General features: G+C 48.9%; 25 protein-coding genes. 14 read left to right on the forward strand and 11 right to left on the reverse strand.

Going from position 1 to position 24,467, the window contains the following annotated elements:
* Window positions 1-30: 30 nt before the first annotated feature.
* A complete protein-coding gene (locus ACQ4M5_RS24615; RefSeq protein ID WP_430678343.1) occupies window positions 31-630 on the reverse strand; it encodes a hypothetical protein in 600 nt (199 codons plus the stop codon).
* Between the two features lie 142 nt (window positions 631-772).
* Between ACQ4M5_RS24615 and ACQ4M5_RS24620 the strand changes: the two genes are divergently transcribed.
* Both ACQ4M5_RS24620 and ACQ4M5_RS24625 read left to right on the forward strand, forming a co-directional pair.
* On the forward strand, window positions 773-1,153 hold the full coding sequence (locus ACQ4M5_RS24620) for a histidine kinase (protein WP_430678344.1): 381 nt from the start codon (window positions 773-775) through the stop codon (window positions 1,151-1,153).
* Window positions 1,154-1,179: 26 nt separating this feature from the next.
* Window positions 1,180-2,037: a Tab2/Atab2 family RNA-binding protein gene (locus tag ACQ4M5_RS24625; protein WP_430678345.1), complete on the forward strand. Its 858-nt coding sequence runs from the start codon at window positions 1,180-1,182 to the stop codon at window positions 2,035-2,037.
* Here the strand turns inward: ACQ4M5_RS24625 and ACQ4M5_RS24630 are convergent.
* On the reverse strand, window positions 2,034-2,246 hold the full coding sequence (locus ACQ4M5_RS24630; RefSeq protein ID WP_430678346.1) for a hypothetical protein: 213 nt from the start codon (window positions 2,244-2,246) through the stop codon (window positions 2,034-2,036). The two genes, ACQ4M5_RS24625 and ACQ4M5_RS24630, sit on opposite strands and share 4 nt — an antisense overlap.
* A gap of 58 nt (window positions 2,247-2,304) precedes the next feature.
* Here ACQ4M5_RS24630 and pip point away from each other — a divergent pair, with 58 nt between their 5' ends.
* The 5 genes from pip to ACQ4M5_RS24655 all read left to right on the forward strand — a co-directional run bounded on the left by pip (window position 2,305) and on the right by ACQ4M5_RS24655 (window position 7,175).
* Complete coding sequence (pip, locus tag ACQ4M5_RS24635) at window positions 2,305-3,258, forward strand: prolyl aminopeptidase (RefSeq protein ID WP_430678347.1); 954 nt, start codon at window positions 2,305-2,307, stop codon at window positions 3,256-3,258.
* A 253-nt stretch (window positions 3,259-3,511) separates the two neighbouring features.
* Window positions 3,512-3,811, forward strand: coding sequence for a ferredoxin (locus tag ACQ4M5_RS24640; RefSeq protein ID WP_430678348.1), 300 nt, complete (start codon window positions 3,512-3,514; stop codon window positions 3,809-3,811).
* Window positions 3,812-3,978: 167 nt separating this feature from the next.
* Window positions 3,979-6,129, forward strand: coding sequence for a sensor histidine kinase (locus ACQ4M5_RS24645; protein ID WP_430678349.1), 2,151 nt, complete (start codon window positions 3,979-3,981; stop codon window positions 6,127-6,129).
* Between the two features lie 8 nt (window positions 6,130-6,137).
* The gene (locus tag ACQ4M5_RS24650) at window positions 6,138-6,728 is read left to right on the forward strand and encodes a response regulator (RefSeq protein ID WP_430678350.1); all 591 of its coding nucleotides are present in this window, start codon (window positions 6,138-6,140) and stop codon (window positions 6,726-6,728) included.
* A 3-nt stretch (window positions 6,729-6,731) separates the two neighbouring features.
* Entirely contained in the window at window positions 6,732-7,175 is a 444-nt protein-coding gene (locus ACQ4M5_RS24655; RefSeq protein WP_430678351.1) for a response regulator, read from the forward strand.
* Between the two features lie 110 nt (window positions 7,176-7,285).
* Here ACQ4M5_RS24655 and infB read toward each other — a convergent pair whose 3' ends face one another.
* The 5 genes from infB to ACQ4M5_RS24680 form a co-directional block, all read right to left on the reverse strand.
* Window positions 7,286-10,309, reverse strand: coding sequence for a translation initiation factor IF-2 (infB, locus tag ACQ4M5_RS24660; protein ID WP_430678352.1), 3,024 nt, complete (start codon window positions 10,307-10,309; stop codon window positions 7,286-7,288).
* Window positions 10,310-10,722: 413 nt separating this feature from the next.
* Window positions 10,723-11,001, reverse strand: coding sequence for a YlxR family protein (locus ACQ4M5_RS24665; RefSeq protein ID WP_430678353.1), 279 nt, complete (start codon window positions 10,999-11,001; stop codon window positions 10,723-10,725).
* Window positions 11,002-11,038: 37 nt separating this feature from the next.
* Entirely contained in the window at window positions 11,039-12,319 is a 1,281-nt protein-coding gene (gene nusA / locus ACQ4M5_RS24670; RefSeq protein ID WP_430678354.1) for a transcription termination factor NusA, read from the reverse strand.
* Between the two features lie 36 nt (window positions 12,320-12,355).
* Complete coding sequence (gene rimP, locus ACQ4M5_RS24675; RefSeq protein ID WP_430678355.1) at window positions 12,356-12,814, reverse strand: ribosome maturation factor RimP; 459 nt, start codon at window positions 12,812-12,814, stop codon at window positions 12,356-12,358.
* A gap of 162 nt (window positions 12,815-12,976) precedes the next feature.
* Complete coding sequence (locus ACQ4M5_RS24680; RefSeq protein ID WP_430678444.1) at window positions 12,977-14,848, reverse strand: iron uptake porin; 1,872 nt, start codon at window positions 14,846-14,848, stop codon at window positions 12,977-12,979.
* 271 nt (window positions 14,849-15,119) lie between these two features.
* Here ACQ4M5_RS24680 and rpmI point away from each other — a divergent pair, with 271 nt between their 5' ends.
* The 4 genes from rpmI to ACQ4M5_RS24700 all read left to right on the forward strand — a co-directional run bounded on the left by rpmI (window position 15,120) and on the right by ACQ4M5_RS24700 (window position 17,077).
* Complete coding sequence (gene rpmI / locus ACQ4M5_RS24685) at window positions 15,120-15,317, forward strand: 50S ribosomal protein L35 (RefSeq protein ID WP_430678356.1); 198 nt, start codon at window positions 15,120-15,122, stop codon at window positions 15,315-15,317.
* Between the two features lie 62 nt (window positions 15,318-15,379).
* Window positions 15,380-15,730, forward strand: a complete 351-nt coding sequence (gene rplT / locus ACQ4M5_RS24690; RefSeq protein ID WP_430678357.1) for a 50S ribosomal protein L20 — start codon at window positions 15,380-15,382, stop codon at window positions 15,728-15,730.
* Window positions 15,731-16,501 (forward strand): transporter substrate-binding domain-containing protein, encoded by a 771-nt coding sequence (locus ACQ4M5_RS24695; protein WP_430678358.1) that lies wholly within the window; start codon window positions 15,731-15,733, stop codon window positions 16,499-16,501.
* 45 nt (window positions 16,502-16,546) lie between these two features.
* On the forward strand, window positions 16,547-17,077 hold the full coding sequence (locus ACQ4M5_RS24700; protein WP_430678359.1) for a tetratricopeptide repeat protein: 531 nt from the start codon (window positions 16,547-16,549) through the stop codon (window positions 17,075-17,077).
* 67 nt (window positions 17,078-17,144) lie between these two features.
* Here the strand turns inward: ACQ4M5_RS24700 and ACQ4M5_RS24705 are convergent, their stop codons facing one another.
* Window positions 17,145-19,250, reverse strand: coding sequence for a FecR domain-containing protein (locus tag ACQ4M5_RS24705; protein ID WP_430678360.1), 2,106 nt, complete (start codon window positions 19,248-19,250; stop codon window positions 17,145-17,147).
* Window positions 19,251-19,844: 594 nt separating this feature from the next.
* Here ACQ4M5_RS24705 and ACQ4M5_RS24710 point away from each other — a divergent pair.
* Window positions 19,845-21,041 carry a hypothetical protein gene (locus ACQ4M5_RS24710; RefSeq protein ID WP_430678361.1) on the forward strand — a complete coding sequence of 399 codons (1,197 nt, stop codon included), beginning with the start codon at window positions 19,845-19,847 and terminating at the stop codon, window positions 21,039-21,041.
* Here the strand turns inward: ACQ4M5_RS24710 and ACQ4M5_RS24715 are convergent.
* On the reverse strand, window positions 21,038-21,838 hold the full coding sequence (locus ACQ4M5_RS24715) for a sulfurtransferase (RefSeq protein ID WP_430678362.1): 801 nt from the start codon (window positions 21,836-21,838) through the stop codon (window positions 21,038-21,040). The two genes, ACQ4M5_RS24710 and ACQ4M5_RS24715, sit on opposite strands and share 4 nt — an antisense overlap.
* Window positions 21,839-21,946: 108 nt before the next feature.
* On the opposite strand from ACQ4M5_RS24715, the gene ACQ4M5_RS24720 reads away from it, so the two are divergent.
* Window positions 21,947-22,126: a YqaE/Pmp3 family membrane protein gene (locus ACQ4M5_RS24720; protein ID WP_430678363.1), complete on the forward strand. Its 180-nt coding sequence runs from the start codon at window positions 21,947-21,949 to the stop codon at window positions 22,124-22,126.
* Between the two features lie 80 nt (window positions 22,127-22,206).
* Here the strand turns inward: ACQ4M5_RS24720 and ACQ4M5_RS24725 are convergent, their stop codons facing one another.
* Both ACQ4M5_RS24725 and ACQ4M5_RS24730 read right to left on the reverse strand, forming a co-directional pair.
* Window positions 22,207-22,719, reverse strand: a complete 513-nt coding sequence (locus tag ACQ4M5_RS24725; protein ID WP_430678364.1) for a hypothetical protein — start codon at window positions 22,717-22,719, stop codon at window positions 22,207-22,209.
* Between the two features lie 133 nt (window positions 22,720-22,852).
* Complete coding sequence (locus tag ACQ4M5_RS24730) at window positions 22,853-23,566, reverse strand: rhomboid family intramembrane serine protease (protein WP_430678365.1); 714 nt, start codon at window positions 23,564-23,566, stop codon at window positions 22,853-22,855.
* Between the two features lie 118 nt (window positions 23,567-23,684).
* Here ACQ4M5_RS24730 and hisA point away from each other — a divergent pair, with 118 nt between their 5' ends.
* Window positions 23,685-24,458: a 1-(5-phosphoribosyl)-5-[(5-phosphoribosylamino)methylideneamino]imidazole-4-carboxamide isomerase gene (hisA, locus tag ACQ4M5_RS24735; RefSeq protein WP_430678366.1), complete on the forward strand. Its 774-nt coding sequence runs from the start codon at window positions 23,685-23,687 to the stop codon at window positions 24,456-24,458.
* The last annotated feature ends 9 nt before the right edge of the window (window positions 24,459-24,467 follow it).

The raw sequence follows: 24,467 nt of genomic DNA on the forward strand, positions 1-24,467 counted from the left end.
CAGATCTATTCTCGTACATTTCTGAATGGATTACGTCTGAATTGAGGCTTCTGATTCGAGTACCCAAATCGCCCAAGCTTGTTCGTGTTTCGTAATTCGAGCCGCGTGTCCTTTGCTCGATAATCGTTCTACAAGCTCGATCGCTTGTTGTTGCTCTCGAACGGTTCTGAGATGACTGTAATATTGTCCATCGTTGTAAATCGCGGTCATTGGTTTTGCCACGTCGGGAACGCGAATTTGACAGGGACGATACTCGTGATCCGAAGCGAGAAATTTCCACAGCCCTGAACTCATCAGAGGCATTTGAGCGGCAGTCGATCGAGATTTCGCAATCGCTTTCGGTTTGTCTTCTTCGGCTTCTGATTCATAAATCCAAATCACGTCGCCTTTGATGGTGCGAGTCATTGCCACTTCATCGCCTCGATAGACTAATTTGGCGGCAATTTGCAGGGCTTTTTGCGAATCTTTTACCAGTCGGAAAAAACTGTAATAGCGATCGCCCAATACGATCGCTGCCATCCGCTCTTCGGAATCGGGAACGCGAATATGACACGATCGATATTGATCGCGGGACTCTAGAATCTTGCAGCGAGACAAATCAGCAGATGGAGCACCAGAAGGGAAGGGCATAGGATTGTGACGATTTCGATATAAATATTCTGCAAAGTTTAAGATCGGCTTAGAACCGTATATTTCCCGAAAATCTCGATCGACACGCAAACCGGACGAGCGACAGCTTATGCTAAGGGTGGTCTTGAGAGCGAAAATTCTTATGCCTACTCCCTGTCACATCGTCGTCGAAGGAAATCCCGCGATCGTGTATGCCAGTCGTAACGGCGCACCGGAAAAAATGTTGCCAATTCTAGAATCGTTTCTTGATACGTTTTGGCAGGAACGGGATGCCCTGGGTGAAACGCAAGATACGCCAGAATGTTTGGTCGCTCAAGTTGTTGTCCGATTCGGGTTTGAGAGTTGTGAGGATGATTTCTCGAATTTGAAAGTCGGGCTGAAATACGATCCAACTGCTGCTTATCTTTATTTCATTTCAGCGGAGCGGCAATTGAGCGTTTGGAGTTCGACCGACGAGTATCGATCGAATCCCTCTTTAGGATTGAAAGCCTGCCAACAATTGCAAACCGTTTCGATCGGATAATTGAAGAGATGCAACCGCGCTAAATTATGCCAACGATTTGGGAACTTGATTATTATTCACGTCCAATTTTGGATGAGCAAAATAAAAAGATTTGGGAAGTGCTGATTTGCGAAAGTCCAACCGCGATCGAGACTCAGCCAGAGAAACTATTTCGGTTTTCCAAATATTGTCCGAGTACAGAAGTGAATTCGGGCTGGTTAAAAGATGCGATCGAGTCCGCGATCTCCGAGGCTCCGAATCCTCCAGATAAAGTCCGCTTCTTCCGCCAAGCCATGAACAATATGATCACTACCGCTTGCAAAGGGTTAGATCTGCCTGCTGTTCTGAGTCGTCGGACTCTTGCTTTAAGCGCTTGGATGCAAGATCGCTCTCAAAACGTTTACCCAAAAGAATCTGGATATCAGCCTTCTCTAAATCCTTCGGTCGTCTTTCCAGTGCTTCCACCCCAAGTCCTACCCGAAGCGCTAGAAGGTCAGAAATGGGCGTTTGCGACTTTGCCCCTAGAGGCATTTCAGGACATGGGCGAATGGTCGATCGACTTCGGGGAAGCATTCCCGTTAAGTTTGACCGAGCTTGAACTGGATGCGCCTGTTCCAGGTTTGATCATTTTCTCGAAACGTGCGACTGCGATGGCGGCTTGGATGTCGGGACTAGAAATTGCCGCGGTGAAATACGATCCAACGATTCCGAATCGGTTACTACTTGAAACGGGAGTCAACGATCGATGGTTTCTCACCACGTTGGATAAGAAAGCAATTCCAGAAGCGCAACAATTTGAAGAGGCGAAAGCTCGATCGAACCAGGTGCATTTTCTAGCCATCCAAGAAAGCCCAGAAGTCGAGGCGTTCGCGGGATTCTGGTTAATGCAGGACATTGCTCTCTAATTTTTCGTATCCTGAATCGCATCCTCAGTCCGGCGATACGGATTCGTCTTGGGTTGCCGATTCGGGACAATATTCACCAACAATTGATCGATCGAGCTTCGCGCCTGAAAACTATACCGTCCAATCTGGGGCGGTAAAAACTGATCGCCAAAACCAATAAACACAATACTAATCAGGAACAAAAATCCGACTGGAAGTTTAGAGCGCATAAAAGCTAAAACTGCGGGAAACTATCATGGTCTACAGTTAGTTAGCCCAGATCTTCAAATGCGTCATCTTTATCCAGCGATCGAGCCTTACCAGTCGGGTATGTTCCCAGTTTCCGATTTGCATACAATCTACTACGAGCAAAGCGGCAATCCAAACGGAAAACCTGTCGTCTTTCTGCATGGTGGACCTGGTGGCGGTACGATTTCAACCTATCGGCAGTATTTCGATCCTGAGAAATGGCGAATTATTCTATTCGATCAGCGGGGAGCCGGGAAAAGTACACCTCACGCAGAACTGAGAGAAAATACGACTTGGGATTTGGTTAGCGATATTGAAAAACTCCGATCGCATCTCCAAATCGATCGCTGGGTTGTCTTTGGAGGCAGTTGGGGCAGCACTTTATCGCTCTCTTATAGTCAAACGCATCCCGATCGCTGTTTAGGTCTAATTCTGCGTGGAATCTTCCTATTACGACGCAAGGAAATTCTCTGGTTCTATCAAGAAGGGGCAAGCTGGATTTTTCCCGATGCTTGGGAGCAATATTTAGAACCAATCCCGGTAGAAGAACGCGACGATTTAGTTTCAGCTTATTACCGACGATTGACCAGTGACGATGCCGAAACCCGATCGAAGGCTGCAAAAGCTTGGTCAGTTTGGGAAGGTAGCACCAGTCGATTGGTCGTTGACCCAGATTTGCAAAGTAAATTTTCTCAGGATGAATTCGCGGATGCGTTCGCCAGAATCGAATGCCACTACTTTATGAATCGGGGCTTTTTTGAAACCGATAATCAGCTTTTAAGAAACTGCGATCGTATTCGCCACATTCCGACCGTAATTGTGCAAGGGCGATACGATGTCGTTTGTCCGATGACTTCGGCTTGGGACTTACACAAAGCCTTGCCGGACGCTGAATTTATTGTGATTCCTGATGCCGGACACTCGATGATGGAAATCGGAATTTTGAGTGCTTTGATCGATGCTACCGATAGATTCGCAGCCGAAACCGATTAAAAGTAATTAGGGTAACGAATTGTAACTCTCGATTGTGCCCAATCGATCGTCCTATAAGTATAAGTAGATTAAATGATGCTGATTTATTAGGAATCGCGTTCATCGATCCAGGCAAATGGCGCGTTTAACGCTTGAGTTTTCCCGTAGTATCAGAATTGAAAACAACTTAAGCGACTCAGGACTGATTGAGAAAACTTAAGTCACAACTTTTCCGGCAATCCTGCCGCTCCTAATTACTAGAGAGGATCACCGAATGCCTACTTTTAAGGTCACGTTAATCAACGAAGCTGAAGGACTGAACACCACGATCGAAGTCCCCGACGATGAGTACATCTTGGACGCGGCTGAAGAGCAAGGTTTGGATCTGCCTTACTCCTGCCGTGCAGGTGCTTGCTCCACTTGTGCAGGCAAGATCACGGACGGAGAAATTGATCAATCTGATCAGTCTTTCTTGGATGATGATCAAATCGAAAAAGGATATGTCCTCACTTGTGTGGCGTATCCGAAGTCAGATTGCACCATCATGACTCACCAGGAAGAAGATCTCTATTAGTTTTTCAACAGAGAGGCATTCGCGATTCACGATCGTTCTCTCTGTGCTAAACCACTCTTGCAGCAGGAATCTTTCGAGGTTCCTGCTTTGTTTTTTCCAGTCCATTAACAGTTGAATTGATCGATCGTTTACACTACCGTTTCGATATGGTGCTTGTTGCTTGACTCATGAAACGATCGCTGTCCCGGCAACTAAATTTCGGTTTTGCTGCAACTCTAGTCTTGTTATTGCTAAATGCGGTGATCTCTTATCGCAATATTCTAAGACTCGCTGAAAACGAGCAGTCTATCAATCAGAGCCATCAAACGATCGCGAATTTGGAAGCAACACTTTCGACGCTAAAAGACGCAGAAACCGGACAACGTGGCTACTTACTGACTGGACAAGATCGATATTTAGAACCTTACAATCGTGCGATCGCATCGATCAATCAGCGCGTTCAAACTCTCAAACAATCTGAAGCGATCGCGCCGCAACAACTCCAAAAACTCGAACAATTAATCACAGAGAAATTCGCAGAATTAGATCAAACCATTCAAGTACGACGAACCGAGGGATCGAATGCCGCGCTACAAATTGTACGGCTCGATCGTGGTGAGCAAATTATGGATGAGATTCGACAACAGGTTGGCGCGATCGCATCTCAGAAAAACCAACAGCTACAACGGCGAACCCTCGAATCCCAACGCAATTTGAACGCAACCTTACTCACATTCGCCTTAGCTACAGGAACAAGCTTTGCGTTACTTGGACTGATTGCCAGCGGCTTCAAACGCTACGAAGTCGAGCAAAATCAATCAGGACGAGCCTTAAAAGAACGAGAAGAGAGACTGCAACTCTTTGTAAGATATGCGCCTGTGAGCGTAGCAATGTTCGATCGATCAATGCGCTACATTGCCGTCAGTCAGCGCTGGATCGAGGACTATCATTTATCGTCGATCGAATCAGTTCTGGGAAAATCTCACTATGATCTATTTCCAAATCTTTCAGAGCATTGGAAAGCGATTCATCGGCAAGGACTGAGCGGAAAAAGTGCGAAATGTGAAAGCGATCGCTATGTATTGCCAGATGGAACCGAACAATTTTTGCGATGGGAGGTGCAACCGTGGCACGATGCAACCGGAACTGTTAGCGGGATTCTGATTTTTGTTGAAAATATTACGGTTCAAAAACAGATTGAAGCTGAACTGCGCGAAAGTGAAGAACAATTTCGATCGACCTTCAATCAAGCCGCTGTGGGAATTGCTCACGTTTCCCCAAAAGGCATTTGGTTACGTACAAATCGAAAGCTCTGTGAACTTGTGGGCTATCCCTGCGAGGAATTACATCAACTGACGTTTCAGGACATTACTCATCCAGAGGATTTAGACCTTGATTTGAACCATGTCCAGCAAATGTTAGCAGGTGAGATTCAAACCTATTCGATGGAGAAACGCTACATTCGCAAAGATCGATCAATTGTTTGGATCAATCTCACGGCATCATTGATACGCGAACCCGATGGCAGCCCAAAATACTTTATTTCAGTGATTGAGGATATTCGCGATCGCAAAAAAACCGAATTCGCTCTACAACAACTCAACGAAACTTTAGAACAGCGCATTGAACAACGAACCGCCCAGCTTACAGAGATTAACCAAGAGCTAGAAGCTTTTACCTATTCGGTTTCCCACGATTTACGTGCGCCGTTGCGCATCATGCAGGGATTCTCTCAAGCCTTAGAAGAAGACTACAGCGATCGACTCGATCCAGTCGCAACTTCATACATTCAAAACATCTCTGAAAGTGCGGTGCAAATGGATAGTCTCATTCATGATTTGCTGTCTTACAGTCGTCTAAGCCGCACACAAATTCAACTTCAACCAATCGATCTCAATGATGCGATCGCAGCCGCACTTCAACAATTAAGCGCCACGATTCAGGAACGAAATGCGATCGTCGATGTTTCCCCAAATCTGCCGTATGTTATGGCACATCGCTTCACCCTGCTTCAAGTGATGGTGAACTTGATCAGCAATGCAATTAAATTCGTTGAACCCGGTATCCAGCCGATCGTAAAAATTTCTGCTCACGTTCAAGAGAATTCGGTACGCTTATCGTTTAGAGACAATGGAATCGGCATTGCTGACCAATACCACGATCGTATCTTCGGTGTATTTGAGCGATTGCACGGAATTGAATCGTTTCCTGGAACGGGCATTGGGCTTGCCATTGTTCGCAAAGGCATCGATCGTATGGGCGGAACCATCGGGTTAGAATCAAAACCTGGTGAGGGCAGCCACTTCTGGATTTCATTGCCGCTTGCTAAATCCCTCTAACCCAACGCATGACACCGCTTCGCATTCTTCTGATTGATGACAATCCAGGCGATCGCGCTTTAGCTCTCCGCGCCCTCAGACCTGCATTCCCATCGCTCCAAGCGATCGAAATTCTCAATCAAGGCAGTTTAAATCGAGCCATCCGCGAAAAAAACTTCGACCTGGTGATTACCGATTTCCAGATTCGTTGGACGACCGGAATTGATGTGTTGCTGGCAGTAAAAGAACGCGATCCGAACATGCCCGTGATTATGTTTACCGATACAGGAACCGAGGAGATTGCGGTTGAAGCGATGAAACTCGGACTGAATGACTATATTCTCAAACGTCAAAATCGTTATACTCAGCTACCGGGAGCCGTCATTCGCGCTATCAACGAAGCTAAAACCCGGACTGAACTCGCCCAATATCGCAGTTTTCGCTTCGATGAATTGCACAACGCTTTGCAGCAGATTGAATCGATCAGTTCTCGTCTGCTTCAGGATCAATCCCAGTCCAATTCGCTTCAGCCTGACTTGCAGCAAATCTACGAAAACGCTCGACAAGCCACTCAGCTATTACAAACGCTGGCTACTCTATCCTCCGAGTCAATTTCTTAACTTATGGACACGCCCTCGATTCTGCTAGTCGAAGATAACCCAAAAGATGTCATTCTCATTCACCGCGCCTTTCGCAAAGCACAAATTACGGCTCCGGTACAAGCGGTGAATGATGGCGAAAAAGCGATCGCTTATTTATCAGGTGAGTCCCCGTATGACGATCGTGCTCAGTATCCGCTTCCTGCGTTAATTTTGCTGGATTTGAAATTGCCACGTCGATCGGGCACTGAAGTTCTCGCTTGGTTACGTCAACAACCCGGATTAAAACGAATTCCAGTCGTCATTTTCACAACTTCAAGAGAAGAAATCGACGTGAATCAAAGCTACGATTTAGGCGTGAATGCTTACATGGTCAAGCCCGTAAATTTTGATCATTTAGTCAGCATTTTAGAGACGTTAAATGTGCATTGGTTAATGTTGAATGAAAAACCTCAGATTGTGCTGTGATTGTCTGAGTTAGCGATCGTTCCAAAGCTTTACAATAGACCCGCTTTGGAAATTCACAAAAAAACTCCCGAATCTCACGATCCAGGAGCCAATTGATCTAGTAACGTAATCTATCGAGCAAGCGTTCTCCGCTTCGTCACCATCTTGTAAGCTTCGATCGTGTCGCCTTCGACCCAATCTTTGAAGTCATCCAAGCCGATACCGCACTCGTAACCCGAATTCACTTCTCGTGCATCTTCTCGCATCCGCTTCAGCGAATCCAAGTTGCCGGAGTGAATCAGCTTACCGCCACGGTGAATCCGTACTTTGCAGTTCCGGATGAGCTTACCAGACTGCACATAACAGCCCGCAACCGCTCCCCGTCCCACTGGGAACACCGCTCGAACTTCCGCCTGTCCGAGTGCTTCCTCGACCAGTTCCGGTTCCAGCAGACCTTCCATCGCGCCTTCGATATCATCCAACAGGTTATAGATGATGTTGTAATCCCGCACATCTACGCCTGCTCGATCGGCAGCTTGTCGCGCACCTGGAGCCAACGTCGTGTTGAATCCGATAATTACCGCATCACTCGCCGCCGCAAGATCGACATCTGTTTCAGAAATCTCACCCGGAGCCGAGAACAAGACGCGCACTTGGACTTCGTTCTGCGGCAACTGGCTCAATGCACCCAGAATTGCCTCGATCGAACCCTGCACATCCGCTTTCAGCACGAGATTCAATTCCTTGAGTTCGCCTTCTTGCGCCTTCGCAGACAAGGTATTCAAGCTCACCCGACGCGAAGACATCGCTGCCAACAGTCGAGAAGTCCGCTGTTCATCTGCTCGATCCGAAGCCACCGATCGCGCTTCTTTCTCTTCGGTAAAGACTTGGAACTCGTCCCCGGCTGCCGGAACATCCGCCAAACCAAGCACCTCGACCGCAAACGACGGACTTGCGATTTGAACGCGCTGTCCTCGATCGTCTACCATCGCCCGCACTTTACCGAGCGCCGATCCTGCAACCAGAACATCTCCTACTTTCAGCGTTCCATTCTGAATCAGCAAGGTTGCGACAGGTCCCTTCGCCTTATCCAAATGCGCTTCAATTACGGTTCCGCGTGCAGGTCGATCCGGATTCGCATTCAGATCTTCAACTTCCGAAACCAGCAGAATCATCTCTAGCAGCGTATCGAGATTGTCACCCGTCAACGCGCTCACCGGAACCATGATCGTGTCGCCACCCCATTCTTCCGGTACGAGGTTGTACTCGGTCAATTCTTGCTTGACTCGATCGGGTTGTGCCCCTTCTTTATCAACCTTGTTGATTGCCACAATAATTGGCACTTCCGCCGCTTTCGCGTGGCTGATCGCCTCAACCGTTTGAGGTCGAACACCATCATCCGCTGCGACGACCAAGATCGCAACGTCGGTAACTCGCGCTCCACGTGCTCTCATCGCAGTAAACGCTTCGTGACCTGGAGTATCCAAGAACACGACTTGCTGCATTTCACCGTTATGTTCCACATCGACGTGGTATGCCCCGATGTGCTGAGTGATTCCACCCGCTTCTCCGGCTGCCACCTTCGTCTTACGAATCGAGTCAAGCAGCGTTGTTTTACCGTGGTCAACGTGACCCATGATGGTTACAACCGGAGGACGACGAATCAGGTAATCCAGATCATCTGCATCCACCATTTCTGTGACTTTCCTGGCAGCGGCTTCTTTCCGACCGACTTCCACCAGAATGCCGTACTCTTCTGCAACCATCGTCGCTGTCTCGACATCGAGCATTTGCGTGATGGTGGCAGCAATGCCCTTCATGAAGAGCTTCGTGATGATTTCGGTCGGAGAAACGACGAGCAAATTTGACAACTCTTGAACGGTGAGTCCGCCTGTGAGTGTGATGATTTCTGGACGTTCTGCTTTCTCAGAATCATTGCGATTATTGCGTCGATCGCGGTAATTATTCCGCTTGCGCTGAGTCGGAGCCGAAGTTGCCACAGGTCGAACTTGCTGCTGTCCAGGTAAACCCTTCGGTTTCGCAGGACGAGCGAGTGACAAGCTGACTTGAGCCTGACTCACTGCTCCTTCTTCGTCTTCATTGAGCAGATCCAGATCGTCATCATCATCTTCCTGAATCCGAGGACCGCGACGCTTGCCTTTGCCGAGCTTCGCTGCCTTTTCAGAGGATTCTTGCACTTCGTCTTCTTCGTCTTCCCAAACTTTGGTGCGACGTTTTGGCGGAGTGGGCTTGTTCAGCGTCAGATCGGGAACTGAAGTCTCGATCGCATCAGGCAGGGTCGGTTTGACGGGGCGCGATCGCAGTACGGGAGTTGTCCCGTCTTCGGAGGTCGCATCATCTGTCGCTGCTTTCGGTCGCCGTAGTTCGACGATTTGTTGAGGTCTGGAAGCCGCTTCTCCAGGTCTTCCAGGTGCGCCAGGACGCTTGTTAATCGAAGGGCGCTGCGGTCGATCGGGTCTAGCATCGGACGACGGTTGCCGATTGTCAGTCTGCTCTGGAGTTGCAGGCTTGTCGCGCTTCAGAACAGGCTTACTCACTGTGGAGGAAGGACGTACTGGCGGCGATGGACGCGAAGGAGAGGATTGCAGCGTCGGTTCAGGCTTGGGAGCAGCCTCGACCTTTGCCACTTTCGGAGTCGCGATCGATTCGACTGGCTGTGGAGCGGGTTCGACGGCAGGTTGAGATTCAGCCTCAACGGGAGTCGATCGTTCTGGAGTCGGAGTCGGACGCGATGGGCGCGGAGGCTCAGGAGATTTTGCCGCCGGAGACTGAGCTGCCGGGGAAGACTGAGGTGGCTGAGGAGTGCGAAGTTCGGATGATTCCTTTTCGGCAGTCGATCGCGTAATCGGACGACGAATTTCTAAGATTTGCTGTTTCTTCTGAATATTCAAGGGCGTTTTCTTTCTTGATTCAACAGATTGGGGGGCAGTTGGGCGGGCAGAGGCACTGCGAGTCGGCTGACTGGCAGCGTATTTTTCAGCAGTAGCGCGAATTTGTTGCGCTTCAGTTTCCGTAATGGTGCTGCTGTGACTCTTGACCGCGATATTAAGTTGTTCGCAAATTGCGAGAATGTCTCGATTGTCTAGGTTCAATTCTTTGGATAGCTCGTAAATTCTGACTTTGCCGTTGTTCATCCACTCTTCCCTCGTGCGATTCTGGTGTTACATAGTGACCTTCTGTTTTGACTAAAACGACAGGTTAGTTGGGTTATGGCAGGATTTTTGCCTCGGTAATCTCGAAGAAGATGTTACCCCCTTGGTTGAATGGTAGCTTAGAAATGCAGTTGTCGATGTCTCGATCGACAATTTTGCTCGAAAAATAGCGCCGCAAACTGTTCGCGGTGGGTGTGAAATCGTGGCTGTTGCGTTACTCTCCCTCGATATCATGCCTGAGTTGCTCTGGAACAATAGAACTGAAGAGAGGATACAGATAACATCTCAGAGCAAGGGATGGAACATCTCCTACGACAGTACGGGATTGAGTAAACGGAAACTAGAGCGATCGACGGCGTTTAACTGAAGGTCGCTCGACCCAATTGACACTGCATCTAGTATAGCTCAGGTTGGGTGAGCGAAGAAATCTCTGCCTGCTTTTGCTTCAAGGTTTGATAAATACTGGGTGGAACGGGCGCTTTCAGGGCGCGACTGAGGCGATCTTTTTTCTGGGCGGTTTGAATGCAGTTGGGGGTGGGGCAAAGGTAGGCGGATCGACCCATGCCGTGTTCGATCGAGATTTCATGAGATGGAGAAAGCCGCACCACTCGAAGGAATTCTTCTTTGGGTGCGACTTTACGACAACTGAGACAGCGACGAATGTTTGAGGGCATAGGGTAGAAGAATTTTTGTTAAGTCTACCCTATCGTCTTAAACCTCTTGTTCTTCGAGTTCTGGCTCTGGAGCCGTTACGGGTTCCTCGTCTTCGTACTCTTCCTCGTCTTCGTATTCATCGACTGGCGGTTGAGATTGGCGACGAGCTTCGATCGCGTCTGAGATTTTCTGCATTTCGGCATCGGCATCGTATTTTCGGCTGTCTTTGATGTCGATTTTCCATCCGGTGAGGCGGGCAGCGAGTCGGACGTTTTGACCTTCTTTGCCGATCGCTAAACTCAGTTGATCTTCTCCAACCAGAACGTGCGCTTGACGACCTTCGGGATCAACCAGGCGAACTTCATCGACTCGCGCAGGACTGAGGGCATTCGCGATATAGGTTGCGGGATCGGGCGACCAGCGAATTACGTCGATTTTTTCTCCACGTAGTTCGTTTACGACCGCTTGAATCCGAGAGCCACGCGCACCGATACAAGCTCCAACGGGATCAACATCGCGCTCTAGGGTATCGACCGCGATCTTGGTTCGAGGTCCAACGTGACGAGAAGGCGGATTCGCTTCACGGGCGACCGCAACGATCCGCACAACATCATCCTGGATTTCAGGAACTTCGTTCTCGAATAAGTAAACAACTAAACCTGCATCGGCTCTCGACACGAGCAATTGAGGACCGCGATGAGAACCTTCGCTCACTTTCTTCAAATAAACGCGGAAGGTGGCATTCGCTCGATAGTTATCGTTTGGAAGTTGATCGCGTTTGAGCAATTCAGCTTCGACTTCGGGCTGACCGAATCCGCTCACGACTGCCATAATTACCGACTGCCGCTCGAATCGGAGAACTCGTGCTTGTAGAATTGTGCCTTCTAGATCTTGGAATTCTTCTTGAATCAGTTTCCGCTGTTGATCCCGAAGTTTCTGAGCCAGAACTTGCTTGGTTTGAATCGCTGCCATGCGCCCGAAATCGCCTTGATCGGGAGTCACATCTAAAACGACCGTATCGCCTGTTTGTGCTTCAGCGGCGACTTCTTGAACTTCAGTTAGAGAAATTTGGTGATCTAGGTTGCTGACTTCTTCGACGATCGTTTTTGTTGCCAACACTCGAAAGCCTTCTTCTTCGACATCCAGTTCCACTTCAAAATTGTCGAAATATTCTTCGTCGAAGCCGTCACCATCAATCTTTTGAGTCCGGCGGAATCGCTCGTAACCTTTCATTAAGGCTTCTTTGAGTGCCGCTTGGACTGCGTGTTTGGGCAAATTGCGTTCACGGCTGATGCCGTCGATCATGTCTTTGAGTCCGGGCAGAGCGACCATTGACATAGAGAAATCTCCGTAGTTATTGAGTTGTTAAGAAAATCAGTCTTCGCTTTCGGTCAGTTGAACGCTGGCAACGATCGATCTAGGCAACGCGATCGTGCGTCCTTTTTTGCTGATGTAGACGTTTTCTTCGTCTCGTCGAATCAGGTTTCCCTCCCAATAGATGTGACCTTGAAAGGGTTCAGAAGTCGTCACCATTGCAGGAAAGCCTCGGAACGAGATGAATTCTCGATCGCTCGTCAGATTCTTAGAAATACCAGGACTAGAGACTTCCAACACGTACTGATCTGGAAGCAATTCATCTAAAAGCGGCTCTAGGGCACGACTCATTCGTTCACAGTCATCGAGTCCTGTATCTTCCTGCTTGTTTCGCACATCGATCCGCAACACGGGCGGATTCTGGTTCGTTTGAAACACGGCATGAACGACTTCTAGATCGATCGACTCCGCCACCGGAGCCGCCACTTCTAAAATTTGAGGAATCAAAGGATGCGCCATCGAACAACTTCTCCAAATAAAAAAAGTGGGACAATCCGCCCACTTCTCATGAAACGACTGATTTCATGGAGTTCGGTCAAACAGAGAATGCTGTTCTTCCTTTGCCAATTTTAGCGAAAAATTTCAGGATGGCTCGGTTTTTTCACGAGCCACCCTTGAAATCTAGAATGTGAAGGTTGTACGGATAACAGGCGTGATTACCGTATCGTTGGCATCAAATCCTTCAGGGTTGAAGATCGCGAACACTCCAGGCGTAATGCTGAGATTGTCATTGACGCGGAAGTTCACGAATCCTTCAATTTGAAAGGGATCAGTGTCTTCAGGATTAAAGGCTCGCCCGCTGACACTGACACGATTGAGGGGTTGTCCAACAATGAATCCGGCTGAATTCCCTTTTCTAAGAAAATCGCTGAAATATAAGCCGACTTGCCAGCTTTGGAAGTTTGTAGAGGCATCAATATCAACGAGGTCGCTAAAAATGTAGCTGAAGGAACCTGCAAGACTGATATTCGGGCTGAATCGGAATGCAGCAGTTGCACCTACCGTATTCAACCGAATTCCTTGGTTTGCGATCGCGCCCAAAGGTCCTAAACCTGCACCGTCGGTTGCGACTTCAGCAGCGGTCGGAAGAAACAAGATTGAGCCAATGTCAGAGGTACTCAAGCCTGTTCCCAGAATGTTGATCTGGTGGTAGCTGTGAGCGTAGTTCAAGCCGATCGTGAAGGCTTGAGAAGGACGGACGGTGAGTTGAGCGGCAGCAACATAGCTACCCCCAAAAACGCCTGCGCCTAATGGCGTTCCGCCTGCTAAACCTTGGTTGCTTACGAGGTTCGCGTTGACGCTGCCGTAAAGGGCGCGTAAGTCGATCGAATCCGAAATATTAAAAATAAAGCCAGCAGCAGATGCTAATCCTGTTTGAGACGTGCCTCCAGAAACACGTTGAGCAGCGGGAAGGGTGGCGAATCGAGAGATTGCTCCTTGCCCTTCACTTGCCCAAGGCAGAATCGAAGGAAACGCATCCGAGACTTCAGCATTGGTTCCAGCAAATAACGAAAGGCGATCGGCAACGGGAAAGATATACAGCAGCTTATAGAGGTCTACATTGTTGTTGCCGCCACGAGCGGTCAAGGTTTGTGGATTGATCGTTGGAAACTGAGGTTCAAAGGACAAGCGCACGTTACTGGCATTGCCGAAAATCACGTCGCCGTAGCCTAAAGTTCCTGCAATGCTGCCAGCTCCCGCATTTGGAAGAATGTTGCTGGGTCCTCCACCGAAGTTGTAAGCCTGTAAGCCAGTGATGAGGAGGTCTCTTCCTGTGAAACTGGTGTTGAGGTTCAAGCGAACGCGATTATTGAACACAACGCCCGGATCGCGTCCAGGTAAAATGTTGGTATTCGCGACAAATTGAGGGAGACCGCCATCATAGGCTCCAAAGGCAGTCGCAAGACTGAAAATGGCTTCCCCTTGGAGTTTCGTGGTGGTGGAGAATTGCTGCCTCTCTAAGGTTGTGGTGCGAGCTTCCAACGCATCCACTCGTCCGCGAATCGTTGCCAACTCTGCTGCGAATTGTTCTTGCAGCTTTTGGAGGGTTGCGAGGTCTTCTTTCTTCACCAGGTCTGCGGTCGAAGCAGCGATCAGTTCGTTGACGCGATCGAGACAAGCATTGAGACCTGCTGCGAACTCAAAACGAGTGAGAGCGCGATTCCCGCGATAAGTACGATCGGGATAACCTGCGATACAGCCGTAGCGCTCAACCAGGGATTGGAGTGCTTGGAATGCCCAGTCAGTGGGGCGGACATCAGAAAGCTGAGACACCGAAGTGACTTGTCCCATAGAGTTCGTTGAGCCGTTACTCAACTGAGCCACCGACGGAATTTGGTTCATGGTGGGATTGGGTTGAGCGATCGCATCTGTTGGGTTTGTTGTCTGGGCGGGTTCTGAGGCGACAGCATTTGTCGCAATCAAGCTCAAAGAACCTGCGATCAGGCTAATTAATCCGAACTGTTCATTGAATTTGAATAGATTCACAGTCATTACCTCACCACGCGAATAGATCCGAACCATTAACCGTGCCCAAAGTGGACGATTTGCAGGCGCAGTTTATTCCTTTCAACGCTAAGGGTTTGGGGCATCGAACGGAATAGTTATGGCTTAGAAATTCTTCGAGAGAATAAATAGAGCAGAACTTATAGCTGGTAGTCTTCTAGTTCAGGTTAATTAATATTGCGGATTTAATTCGAGAGAATTTGCCCGAAATTTGAAAATCATAGTAAGATTGAAAGCTGTGTCGAATTAGAGCAAACCCATGCCGAAGCTGAAAACCCGTAAATCTGCACAAAAGCGTTTTAAAGCAACTGGTGGTGACAAGATCCAGCGCCGTCGCACTCATGGAAATCACTTGCTGTTTCACAAGAGTATGAGCCGTCGTCGTCGAATTGCAGGCGGAGACTTGGTGAACGAACGGGATGAAGCGAATGTTCGGCTGATGATGCCTTATCTCTAGATAATGTTTTATCTGGGGTTTAGACACGCTTTACAGCAAATTTAGTTAAGGATAGTTGAAACATGGCACGGGTGAAGCGCGGCAATGTGGCTCGGAAACGCCGCAAGAAGATTTTAAAACTCGCGAAGGGCTTTCGTGGCTCTCATTCTCGGTTGTTCCGCACAGCCAATCAGCAGGTGATGAAAGCGCTGCGGAATGCGTATCGCGATCGTCGTAAGAAGAAACGTGATTTTCGTCGTTTGTGGATCACTCGGATCAATGCGGCTGCACGTCAACAAGGAATCAGCTATAGCCAACTGATCGGCAAGCTGAAGAAAGCAGATATCGTGATTAATCGTAAGATGCTGGCTCAATTGGCAGTTCTCGATCCGGCTGGATTCGCGAAGGTTGTTGAGAAAGCAGTTCAAGCTTAAATGAAACAGCGATTCGTCGCATTTTTGATTCTGATGGGGATGCAATTGATTGTGTCCCCTTCTTTGTTTGCGGCAGATTTAAGAACGATCGCTCAACGCAATAAGCTAATCGTGGCGGTAAAAGATAACGTTCGACCGCTGGGATTTCGGGATGCTCAAGGCAAGCTACAAGGCTTTGAAATCGAGATCGCGCAACGGTTGGCACAAGAGCTATTTGGGCGATCGATTGCGATCGAGTTCCGACCTGTAAGTAATCGCGATCGTCTTTCTGTTGTGACCGATGAAGAAGTTGATTTCGCGATCGCTCGTGTCACGGTAAATTCTTCTCGCGCTCGAATCGTGGCATTCAGCGAACCGTATTATCTGGATAGAACGGGGATCATTACCAAGAGTTCAGCAATTCAAACTCAGCGAGATTTAACGAATCAGACGATCGCGGTTTTGAATAATTCCAGTACGATCGCGGCGCTTCGTTTTCAATTTCCCCAAGTCAAACTTGTTGGAATCGATTCTTATCAAGCTGGAAAGCAATTAATCGAATCAGGGCAAGCTGTTGGATTTGCTGGCGATGTGAGCGTTCTAACAGGCTGGACGCAGGAATTTCCAGAGTATCGAATTTTGCCATTCTGGATTGCAGCGGAACCGTTAGCGATCGTCTTTCCGAAGGGACTCGAATCGGATGAACTACGGAGAGCCGTCGATCGAATTTTGCTACGGTGGAAAGCTGAAGGATGGCTACAACAGCGGGCTACCTATTGGGGTCTTCCTTGAGATACGCTGGGACATGGACTTAAAATTCGCGATCGACAAAATCTTATGGACAGCGTAGCCTCCCCCATTCTTTACATCTCCCTTCTGCTGGTATTGCTTAGTAGCGCCGCCTTCTTCGTCGCTCGGCAAGTCCTGAAAACTCGTCGGGTCGAAAGTGCTCTGTCTCGCCTACAAAGCAAACTCAGCAAAGGGAAAGGAACCGCAGAAGAATATTATGAACTTGGTAGCATTCTGCTCGACAAGCGGCTATTTTCCCAATCGATCAACCAGTTCCAGAAAGCCATCAAGCTCGAAACGCTTGAAGGTCAGGATCTTGCAGCCGTGTACAACGCGATGGGATTTGCCTATTTTGCTCAAGAACAGTTCGATTTGGCGATTCGGCAGTACAAAGAAGCGATCAAACTGATGCCAGAGTATGTGACCGCGTTGAATAATTTGGGACATGCGTATGAGCGGAAGCAGTTAGCGGCTCAGGCTTTGGAGTTTTACGATCAAGCACTAGCGCTTGAACCTGCAAATCAGACCGCAAAACGACGGGCGGAAGCATTAAGGAAGCGGCTGGTTCCATCTGCGTAGAAGTGATTAGAAAAACAAAGAGGGCGATCGGGAATTTATCGATCGCCCTCTTTGTTTTATGCGCCCCTTACGGAGTATTAGGAACTGGAGGCACAGAGTTCCGAATTGGCACTGGGGGTTGAGGTGCGGGTGCTGGCGGTTGTTCCACTGGAGGAGCCGGAGTCGGTTGGGGGGGCTGAACTACCGGAGGGGTCGGTTGTGGGGGTTGCTCCACTGGAGGCGCGGGCTGCGGAGGCTGCTCCACAGGGGGAGCTGGTGCGGGTTGCACTGGAGGAGTTGGAGGCTGCTCCACAGGAGGGGGAGTCGGCTGGACTGGGGAAGCAGGCGGAGGCGCGATCGGTTGGATCGGGGGCTGGGTTGAATTATCGACGGGTGTAATGACAGGGGGTGCTGGGGCAGGGGGAGCAGGTTGCACGGGTGGAGCGGGCAACGGTTCTACCGGAGGCTGAGTAGCTTGTGCTGGAGGAGTAGAGACTGAACCTGGCTGATCTTGAACAGCAGGGCGCGTTGGATCAAGGTCAATGAGTTGACGTGTAGGAGCGGTTGGCGGTTGTTCCGTGTTGCGATTCGGTGCTGGAGTCGGAGATGGATTTGCAGAGGGAGTTGGGATGGTGGGTGTGGGAGCAGGAGAAGTGCTGGGCGTGGGAGTCGTAGGAGATGCGCTGGGTGTGGGGGCAACAGGAGTAGGCGTAACAGCGGGATTGACTGGGGTGTTGGTGGTGGGGTTGGGGTTGGGAGATGGGGCAACGATCGTGCCTGGAGCGGTAGAAGCGCCAGGGGCTGGAGTGGCTTCAATGGGGCTACCGCCTGGTCTGGTTGGGGCAGGGGCTGTTGTGCCGCTGGAAGGCGGGGGGACGGTAGGAGATGTGGAAGGAGTGGTCGTGCCTGAAGTGCTTGGCGTTGCATTACCACTTGGAGTTGTTACACCAGGCGTTGTAGGTGTTGTACCTGCTGGAGTTGAATTAGTTCCGGTGGAAGTGTTGGGAGTTGTTGGAGTTCCAGAGTTCGTTGTTGGGGTTCCAGAGTTCGTTGTCGGGGTTCCAGAGTTCGTTGTTGGGGTTCCAGAGTTCGTTGTTGGGGTTCCAGAGTTCGTTGTTGGGGTTCCAGAGTTCGTTGTTGGGGTTCCAGAGTTCGTTGTTGGGGTTCCAGAGTTCGTTGTTGGAGTTCCAGAGTTCGTATTCCTCCCAGTCGTACCTGTCGTGTCAGTTTTCACTGCGCCGTCCGGGGAATCGCGCTCATTGGCTTGCCTACCCCCTGTCGTTGAGCCACCAGAATTTGTGCTACCAGAAGTTGAACCGCCCGGTGTGGTTCCCCCAGTGGTGCTCGTTCCAGAATCAGGCTTAGTTTCAGCCGTCGTGGTGTTCGTTTGAGAAGTTGAATTCTGAGCGGGGGTTGCTACAGGAGTCTCCGTTGCAGGAGAAAGCTGCACCATTCTGGGATTTTCGATCACAGTTCCGGTGAGCGGTTTTTGTTCCCGCAGGGCTTGAGAGGTTTCAGCTTGTACGGCTGCGATTCCTGGTTCCGCACTGGGTTGGGCTTCTCGACGCTGCAAATCTAGACCGCGCACGATGTCACTGGTTTCGTAGAAGCGGTGCATGTCGAAATTAAATAGGCGGATTCCTAGAGGATCGACGATCGCCATTTGTCCCGCTTCTAGAGGCAGCTTGCGTCCCGTGGTGTTGTCGAGGATCTCCATCGGTCCATTGGGATTATTCGTTAATGCGCCAACGACAGTGGTTTCGGTCTGCTCATCGTAGCGGACAAACAGGGCTGATCCCCGGACTCCAGCGGAGGCGTTCGGAGTATCGATCGTCGTTCTGCCCTGTCCCGGTTTGATCAGTAATAGTACCGTTCCATTATTGAGGCGGAAATTTCGGGTTCCTGGCACAAATCGGAAAGTTGCCATTTCGCCCACTCGTGCCCAGGAGCCGTCGTTGAAGCGTAAACCGACTCGCGAGGATCTTGCAGTGACGAGGGCATCATCGGGGCGCATGATTTCTGACAGAATTGCATTGCGCTCGGCTTGTCCCCTCGGTACGAATCGAACCTGTCTCACAATTTCCCGGATTTCGGCGGAAGTGATGGGAGTAAGGGCATGAGCGGCACCAGCGATTAGGACGGCACTCACGCCTAGCGCCAGAGATGGGATTGCAAGAAACCAATTGCGGGACATAGACGCTCCAAGAACAAAAGGACAGAAAGCGCAGGGCGCGATCAGAGGGGGGTCAGCCTAGAAACAAGTTCAACCCAGTTCTACTCGTGTGAGATGATTAAGTGAAATTACAGAATTAAGTCTTCACGAATACTTTACACGCGAACGGAGAAGCTTAAGGGATTTCTGCTTCGGCTTTAACGAGACTTCATATAAATCTCAGTGAAGATACTAGCATCGTTCGTATATGCAACAGTTATTAAAGTTGTCCGGAATCTGTGCGTCAAAGTGCTGAAATTAGTTTGAAAGTGTGGATGCTGAGTGGTGAACGGGGAGATTGTGAAACGATTGGTTTTTGGAGATTTTAGTAGTGCGACAGCACGAATTTCGCCCTTAGTACATTTCCGTAGTGTAAGGCTACTGTGGATATTACATTACAAATTTTTAGGTCAGGTTGGCTGCTGGTTTATCCTGAGTTTTACAAGCAAGGCTCTGTGTATTCCTATACATGCCGAAACTTCATTTTCAGGAAAATCGGAGTCTGAAGTTCGATCGATAGAACCGCGATCGCAGACTGAAAAATCAGACAGGAAGTTCCTGATCCCGGAATCAAATTTGGAGAATTTCTCTCGTCAGGCAAAAGATTTGGCAGTCGATGAAGGAAATTTTGCGATCGAGTCCATTCCAAGTCCATCCGCTTTCTTATCAGAAGCACTCGATTCGTTAAGTACCACTCAAAAGCAGCTACCGAGTTCCGTTGAGTCTCCAGTTTTACCGCCTAGTCGATGTTGGCGATCGATTTCTACGGATTGTGCCTATCGTCCAGGCAGCATTCAGATCACACAGCAAACAGAGCCGACACCAGAATCAAGACGGGATTCTGAGCTTGGAGATTTGCGCCTGAGTCCGATCCCGGATTCTGAATTGGGGATTTTGAGTCTTCAACCGATTGAGACTGATCCGCCTGTTGGAGCCGCTGATCCCGAATTAGGAACGCTGAGGATTCAAGAGCGGACAACTCCACAACCGCCGCTCGTGCTGCCGCAACGTCCTCGTCAACCAACCGCTTATTTATTGGCGCGAACAGATTACTTTAAATCGTCGAATGTCTTTTCTGATGTTGATCCCGTCGATGATGGTTTGTTTAGAACGGGATTGACATTCTTCTATGCGCCACCGATCGGATCTCGAACATTTTTGATTACGTCGATCGACACGAATCTGATTCGATATACCCAGCTTGGGCGGTATCGGGATATTAATGGCGATATTCGATCGTTGAATTATGACGAGTTGCGGTTTCGGGCGGGCGTGTTTCATCGAATTACACCTCGCTTGTCGGCAGAACTCGGTTGGAGTAATCAGAAACTGTTTACGTCCAATCGCGGATTGACGCAAATTTTTGGAGGTCGAGAATTCTTTGGCGATAATTCGATCCGGTTTGAGTTGAGTCGCCAAGATAAGTTGTCGCCCAACCTTTCATTGAATACGTATTATCAATTTCGATGGAGTATTGCTAATCCGAACGATCGCAGTCGGATCTTGAATACCTTCATTGCAACACTGGCTTACAACATCTCACAAAGATTTCAAACCGCGATCGATTATCAGTTTTCTTGGTCGCATTTCACGCAGCAAGAACGGGATGATCTCTATCATCAATTGATCGGGCGGGTCAGTTATAATCTCACGCCGCGAACTCAAGCGAATATTTTTGCGGGCTATAGCTTTGGGAATTCCAGCGATCGACGAATCGATTTCAACAGTTTTATTTTTGGTGCGGGATTAGTCTTTAGTGTGCCACTGTTCTAAATCAGGTACGAACACCAATCACTCCAGCTTCCCGGATAGAGTTTGGCGTGATCGATCCCCGAATCGGCTAGTGACAATAAATTGACGCAAGCCGTTACTCCAGAGCCACAGTAGACGAGGATCTCATCTTTTGATTTGAGATTTGACCAGTCTTGGGATTTGAGAAAACCACGATCGTCAGTCGCAGCTTGCCAAGGATAATTCACTGCGCCTGGAATGTGACCTGCGATCGGATCAATTGGCTCTCGTTCTCCGCGATATCGTTCTGCTTCTCGCGAATCAATTAAGGCAACGTTGGATAAATCTTTATTGGCTTTCACTGCTTCGATATCGACAATCCAATCGGTGCGAATTTGAGGAGTGAAATTTCCAGATTTGGATGGAGGCTCGATCGTCGTGATCGGATAGTCCGAGTTCTTCCAATTCGTAAAGCCACCATCCAGAACTTTGACGCGATCGTGTCCCAAGTATCGAAGAAGCCACCAAAACCGCGCAGCAAATCCAAACCGCGAATCATCGTAAGCGATCACTAAAGTTGAAGAAGTGATCCCCATTGCGGAAAGTTTGGTAGAAAGTCGATCGGGATCGGGTAATGGATGCCGTCCGCCATGTTTTTGAACCGGACTGGAAAGATCTTGATTGAGATCGAAATAGTAAGCGCCTGGAAGATGTCCCGCTTCATATTGTTGTCGTCCGAGTTCGGGTTGCATTAGGGCAAAACGACAATCTGCGATCGCAATATCGGAATCATTTAAATGTGCAGCTAACCAAGCGGGATCGATTGCAACTTCGGACATAGTTCAACGTTTGAGCGATTTTCAGATCCTACCTTTGGAAAGACGGCGATCGCGATGAATTACAAGAGAATAATGGTGAACCGTTAAAACAACTGATAGAGAAATCCTATGAACTTTTTACGTTTAGTATTTGCGATCGTACTTCCGCCCGTAGCAGTGTTTATGGCTTCCGGAGTTAGCTCTGCATTATTCGTGAGCATTTTGTTAACGCTAATTGGTTGGGTTCCGGGTGTTATTCATGCCCTTTGGTATCTGCAAAAAACAGATGAGCGTCGCGGCGCTTATTAATTGAGATTTACAAAAAGAAACCGCTCGATCGTCATTACTCGATCGAGCGGTTTTTTTTTGCTAATGCTGTCCAGTGAATCTTAGTTATTCGGAGTCTTGACGGTTTTCGCCATTTCAAGATACGAATTCATATTTGCACCAGGGCGACGGCGAGTATTTGTGGGTTTCGGAACTAGATACTCAGTTGCAAAGCTCGTCGTTGGTTGAGGAAGATTCAGCGTGTCTGCTGGAACTGGCGGTTTTGCTCCGTTCGGTGAACCATTTGTTTCAGCCTTCTCAGCCGTAACAGATTCAACTTTTGTCGCTTTCGCTTTCACCGATTTCGCCGCAGTCTTCGCAGTTGCTTCGGTTGTTTCAGCGACTTCTTTGACCCCTTCAGTAACAGAATCAGCAGCAGAATTTACAGTTGCTTTGACAGTCGCAACCGCTGATTTGGCATCTTCCGTTTTAGATTCTTCGACTTTCGCGGCAGATTTTGCGGGCAAAGGTTCAGCTTCCATGTAGTAACCGGACTTATTACCACCGAGAATTCCTCCAATGAAGGAGAGAATACCGCTAAAGAGTTTTTTAATTAAATTAAAGACACCGCCCATTGACCAATACTCCTGGGTTTTGCTGAATCGTTATGCTCGATCGCTCATCAATACGGACAAGCTCGTGAAAAGTAGTCGTTAACACGATTATCCGCCCGCGATGGAACTAGATGCAAGCTGATCCCAGATCTTTTTATGGTGAATATCGCTGATCCCGATTTGAGAGCAGTCCGAGTAACGGTCCCAGAATCGCGCCAAAAACGAATCCGCCTGCATGTGCCCAGTATGCGACTCCGCCGCGTTCCATTCCGATATTGGCAGGAACGTTTAAGCTGGCAACTCCGTAGAATGCTTGCTGAATAAACCAAATTCCAAGATATGCCCAAGCTGGAATCCGGAAGGGAAAAAAGATAAAGGGCGGAATGATTGTCGTAACTGCGGCTCCAGGAAATTTCAGAATATACGCGCCCATTACTCCTGCGATCGCGCCACTGGCTCCAAGTGATGGAATATTCGAGTCAGCCGAGAAGAACCATTGGGTCAAGGCAGCTAACATTCCACAAGCAATGTAGAAAATGAAAAATCGGATATGTCCTAAGCGATCTTCAACGTTGTTACCGAAGATCCAGAGGAACAACATATTTCCCCCAATATGAGCGAATCCACCGTGTAGAAACTGAGAAGAAATTAGGGTGATCCATTCTGGAAAGGGATGATAGCGCAGAGATTCGCCTAAGAAGCTTGCGGTGAGTTCGCGCGGCACTACAGCCCAAGTGTAGAAAAAGTTTTCTAGCTCACTAGGGGTAAGCGAAAGTTGATAAACAAAAACTAAGACATTTGCCGCGATAATTCCGTATGTGACATAGGGAGTAATGCGAGTTGGATTGTCGTCGCTGACCGGAAACACAGTTTAGCCTCAACAATAATTTTAGTTTGAAGAATAACTGATTTTCTCGATCGATGTCTGTTGATCTGAAGACAGATCTGTGACTACGATTTGTTTGCTTTGTAAATGAGACAAACTGATGGAAGTGATACCCGCGATCGATCTGCTTGATGGTAAATGCGTTCGGCTGTATCAAGGTGACTACAATCAATCGCAAGTGTTTAATGATGATCCCGTTGCCGTCGCAAAACAGTGGGAAGCTCAAGGTGCAACTCGCTTGCATTTGGTGGATTTAGATGGCGCAAAAGTGGGACATCCGGTGAATTTGGATGCGATTCGATCGATTGTGGAAGCGCTGGAGATTCCGATCGAGGTTGGGGGAGGATTGCGCGATCGGGATTCAGTGGCGGCGTTACTTTCGACAGGTGTGAGGTGGGCAATTCTCGGAACGGTTGCAGTCGAAAAGCCTGAATTAGTGGCACAATTATGCGGGGAATTTCCAGGGCAGATTATTGTCGGAATTGATGCGCGAAATGGAAAAGTTGCGACGAAAGGTTGGCTTGAGACTTCGGAAGTGATGGCGACTGATTTGGCAGAACGGATGGCGCAACTCGGAGCAGCGGCGATCATTTACACGGATATTCATCGAGATGGCACGATGCAGGGTCCGAATCTGGAAGCATTGAGGAATTTAGCTTCGATCGCGGCAATTCCCGTGATTGCTTCGGGTGGTGTGAGTTCGCTTACAGATTTATTAAGCTTGTTAGCATTAGAGTCGCAAGGAGTGACGGGAGCGATCGTTGGAAAGGCACTGTATACCGGAGATGTTTCACTCACAGAAGCAGTTCGGGCAGTCGGTCAAGGACGATGGCAAGATATTCCGCCTGATTTTGGTTCATCTGCATTTGCATAGGAGAAAACA

Source organism: Leptolyngbya sp. AN10, from assembly GCF_050565645.1.
GTDB lineage: Bacteria > Cyanobacteriota > Cyanobacteriia > Leptolyngbyales > Leptolyngbyaceae > Leptolyngbya.

Excerpts from the sequence above, each read along its gene's own strand:
- ACQ4M5_RS24615 (WP_430678343.1), bottom strand. The coding sequence starts at position 630 with ATGCCCTTCCCTTCTGGTGCTCCATCTGCTGATTTGTCTCGCTGCAAG.
- ACQ4M5_RS24620 (WP_430678344.1), top strand. The coding sequence starts at position 773 with ATGCCTACTCCCTGTCACATCGTCGTCGAAGGAAATCCCGCGATCGTG.
- ACQ4M5_RS24625 (WP_430678345.1), top strand. The coding sequence starts at position 1,180 with ATGCCAACGATTTGGGAACTTGATTATTATTCACGTCCAATTTTGGAT.
- ACQ4M5_RS24630 (WP_430678346.1), bottom strand. The coding sequence starts at position 2,246 with ATGCGCTCTAAACTTCCAGTCGGATTTTTGTTCCTGATTAGTATTGTG.
- pip (WP_430678347.1), top strand. The coding sequence starts at position 2,305 with ATGCGTCATCTTTATCCAGCGATCGAGCCTTACCAGTCGGGTATGTTC.
- ACQ4M5_RS24640 (WP_430678348.1), top strand. The coding sequence starts at position 3,512 with ATGCCTACTTTTAAGGTCACGTTAATCAACGAAGCTGAAGGACTGAAC.
- ACQ4M5_RS24645 (WP_430678349.1), top strand. The coding sequence starts at position 3,979 with ATGAAACGATCGCTGTCCCGGCAACTAAATTTCGGTTTTGCTGCAACT.
- ACQ4M5_RS24650 (WP_430678350.1), top strand. The coding sequence starts at position 6,138 with ATGACACCGCTTCGCATTCTTCTGATTGATGACAATCCAGGCGATCGC.
- ACQ4M5_RS24655 (WP_430678351.1), top strand. The coding sequence starts at position 6,732 with ATGGACACGCCCTCGATTCTGCTAGTCGAAGATAACCCAAAAGATGTC.
- infB (WP_430678352.1), bottom strand. The coding sequence starts at position 10,309 with ATGAACAACGGCAAAGTCAGAATTTACGAGCTATCCAAAGAATTGAAC.
- ACQ4M5_RS24665 (WP_430678353.1), bottom strand. The coding sequence starts at position 11,001 with ATGCCCTCAAACATTCGTCGCTGTCTCAGTTGTCGTAAAGTCGCACCC.
- nusA (WP_430678354.1), bottom strand. The coding sequence starts at position 12,319 with ATGTCAATGGTCGCTCTGCCCGGACTCAAAGACATGATCGACGGCATC.
- rimP (WP_430678355.1), bottom strand. The coding sequence starts at position 12,814 with ATGGCGCATCCTTTGATTCCTCAAATTTTAGAAGTGGCGGCTCCGGTG.
- ACQ4M5_RS24680 (WP_430678444.1), bottom strand. The coding sequence starts at position 14,848 with ATGACTGTGAATCTATTCAAATTCAATGAACAGTTCGGATTAATTAGC.
- rpmI (WP_430678356.1), top strand. The coding sequence starts at position 15,120 with ATGCCGAAGCTGAAAACCCGTAAATCTGCACAAAAGCGTTTTAAAGCA.
- rplT (WP_430678357.1), top strand. The coding sequence starts at position 15,380 with ATGGCACGGGTGAAGCGCGGCAATGTGGCTCGGAAACGCCGCAAGAAG.
- ACQ4M5_RS24695 (WP_430678358.1), top strand. The coding sequence starts at position 15,731 with ATGAAACAGCGATTCGTCGCATTTTTGATTCTGATGGGGATGCAATTG.
- ACQ4M5_RS24700 (WP_430678359.1), top strand. The coding sequence starts at position 16,547 with ATGGACAGCGTAGCCTCCCCCATTCTTTACATCTCCCTTCTGCTGGTA.
- ACQ4M5_RS24705 (WP_430678360.1), bottom strand. The coding sequence starts at position 19,250 with ATGTCCCGCAATTGGTTTCTTGCAATCCCATCTCTGGCGCTAGGCGTG.
- ACQ4M5_RS24715 (WP_430678362.1), bottom strand. The coding sequence starts at position 21,838 with ATGTCCGAAGTTGCAATCGATCCCGCTTGGTTAGCTGCACATTTAAAT.
- ACQ4M5_RS24720 (WP_430678363.1), top strand. The coding sequence starts at position 21,947 with ATGAACTTTTTACGTTTAGTATTTGCGATCGTACTTCCGCCCGTAGCA.
- ACQ4M5_RS24725 (WP_430678364.1), bottom strand. The coding sequence starts at position 22,719 with ATGGGCGGTGTCTTTAATTTAATTAAAAAACTCTTTAGCGGTATTCTC.
- hisA (WP_430678366.1), top strand. The coding sequence starts at position 23,685 with ATGGAAGTGATACCCGCGATCGATCTGCTTGATGGTAAATGCGTTCGG.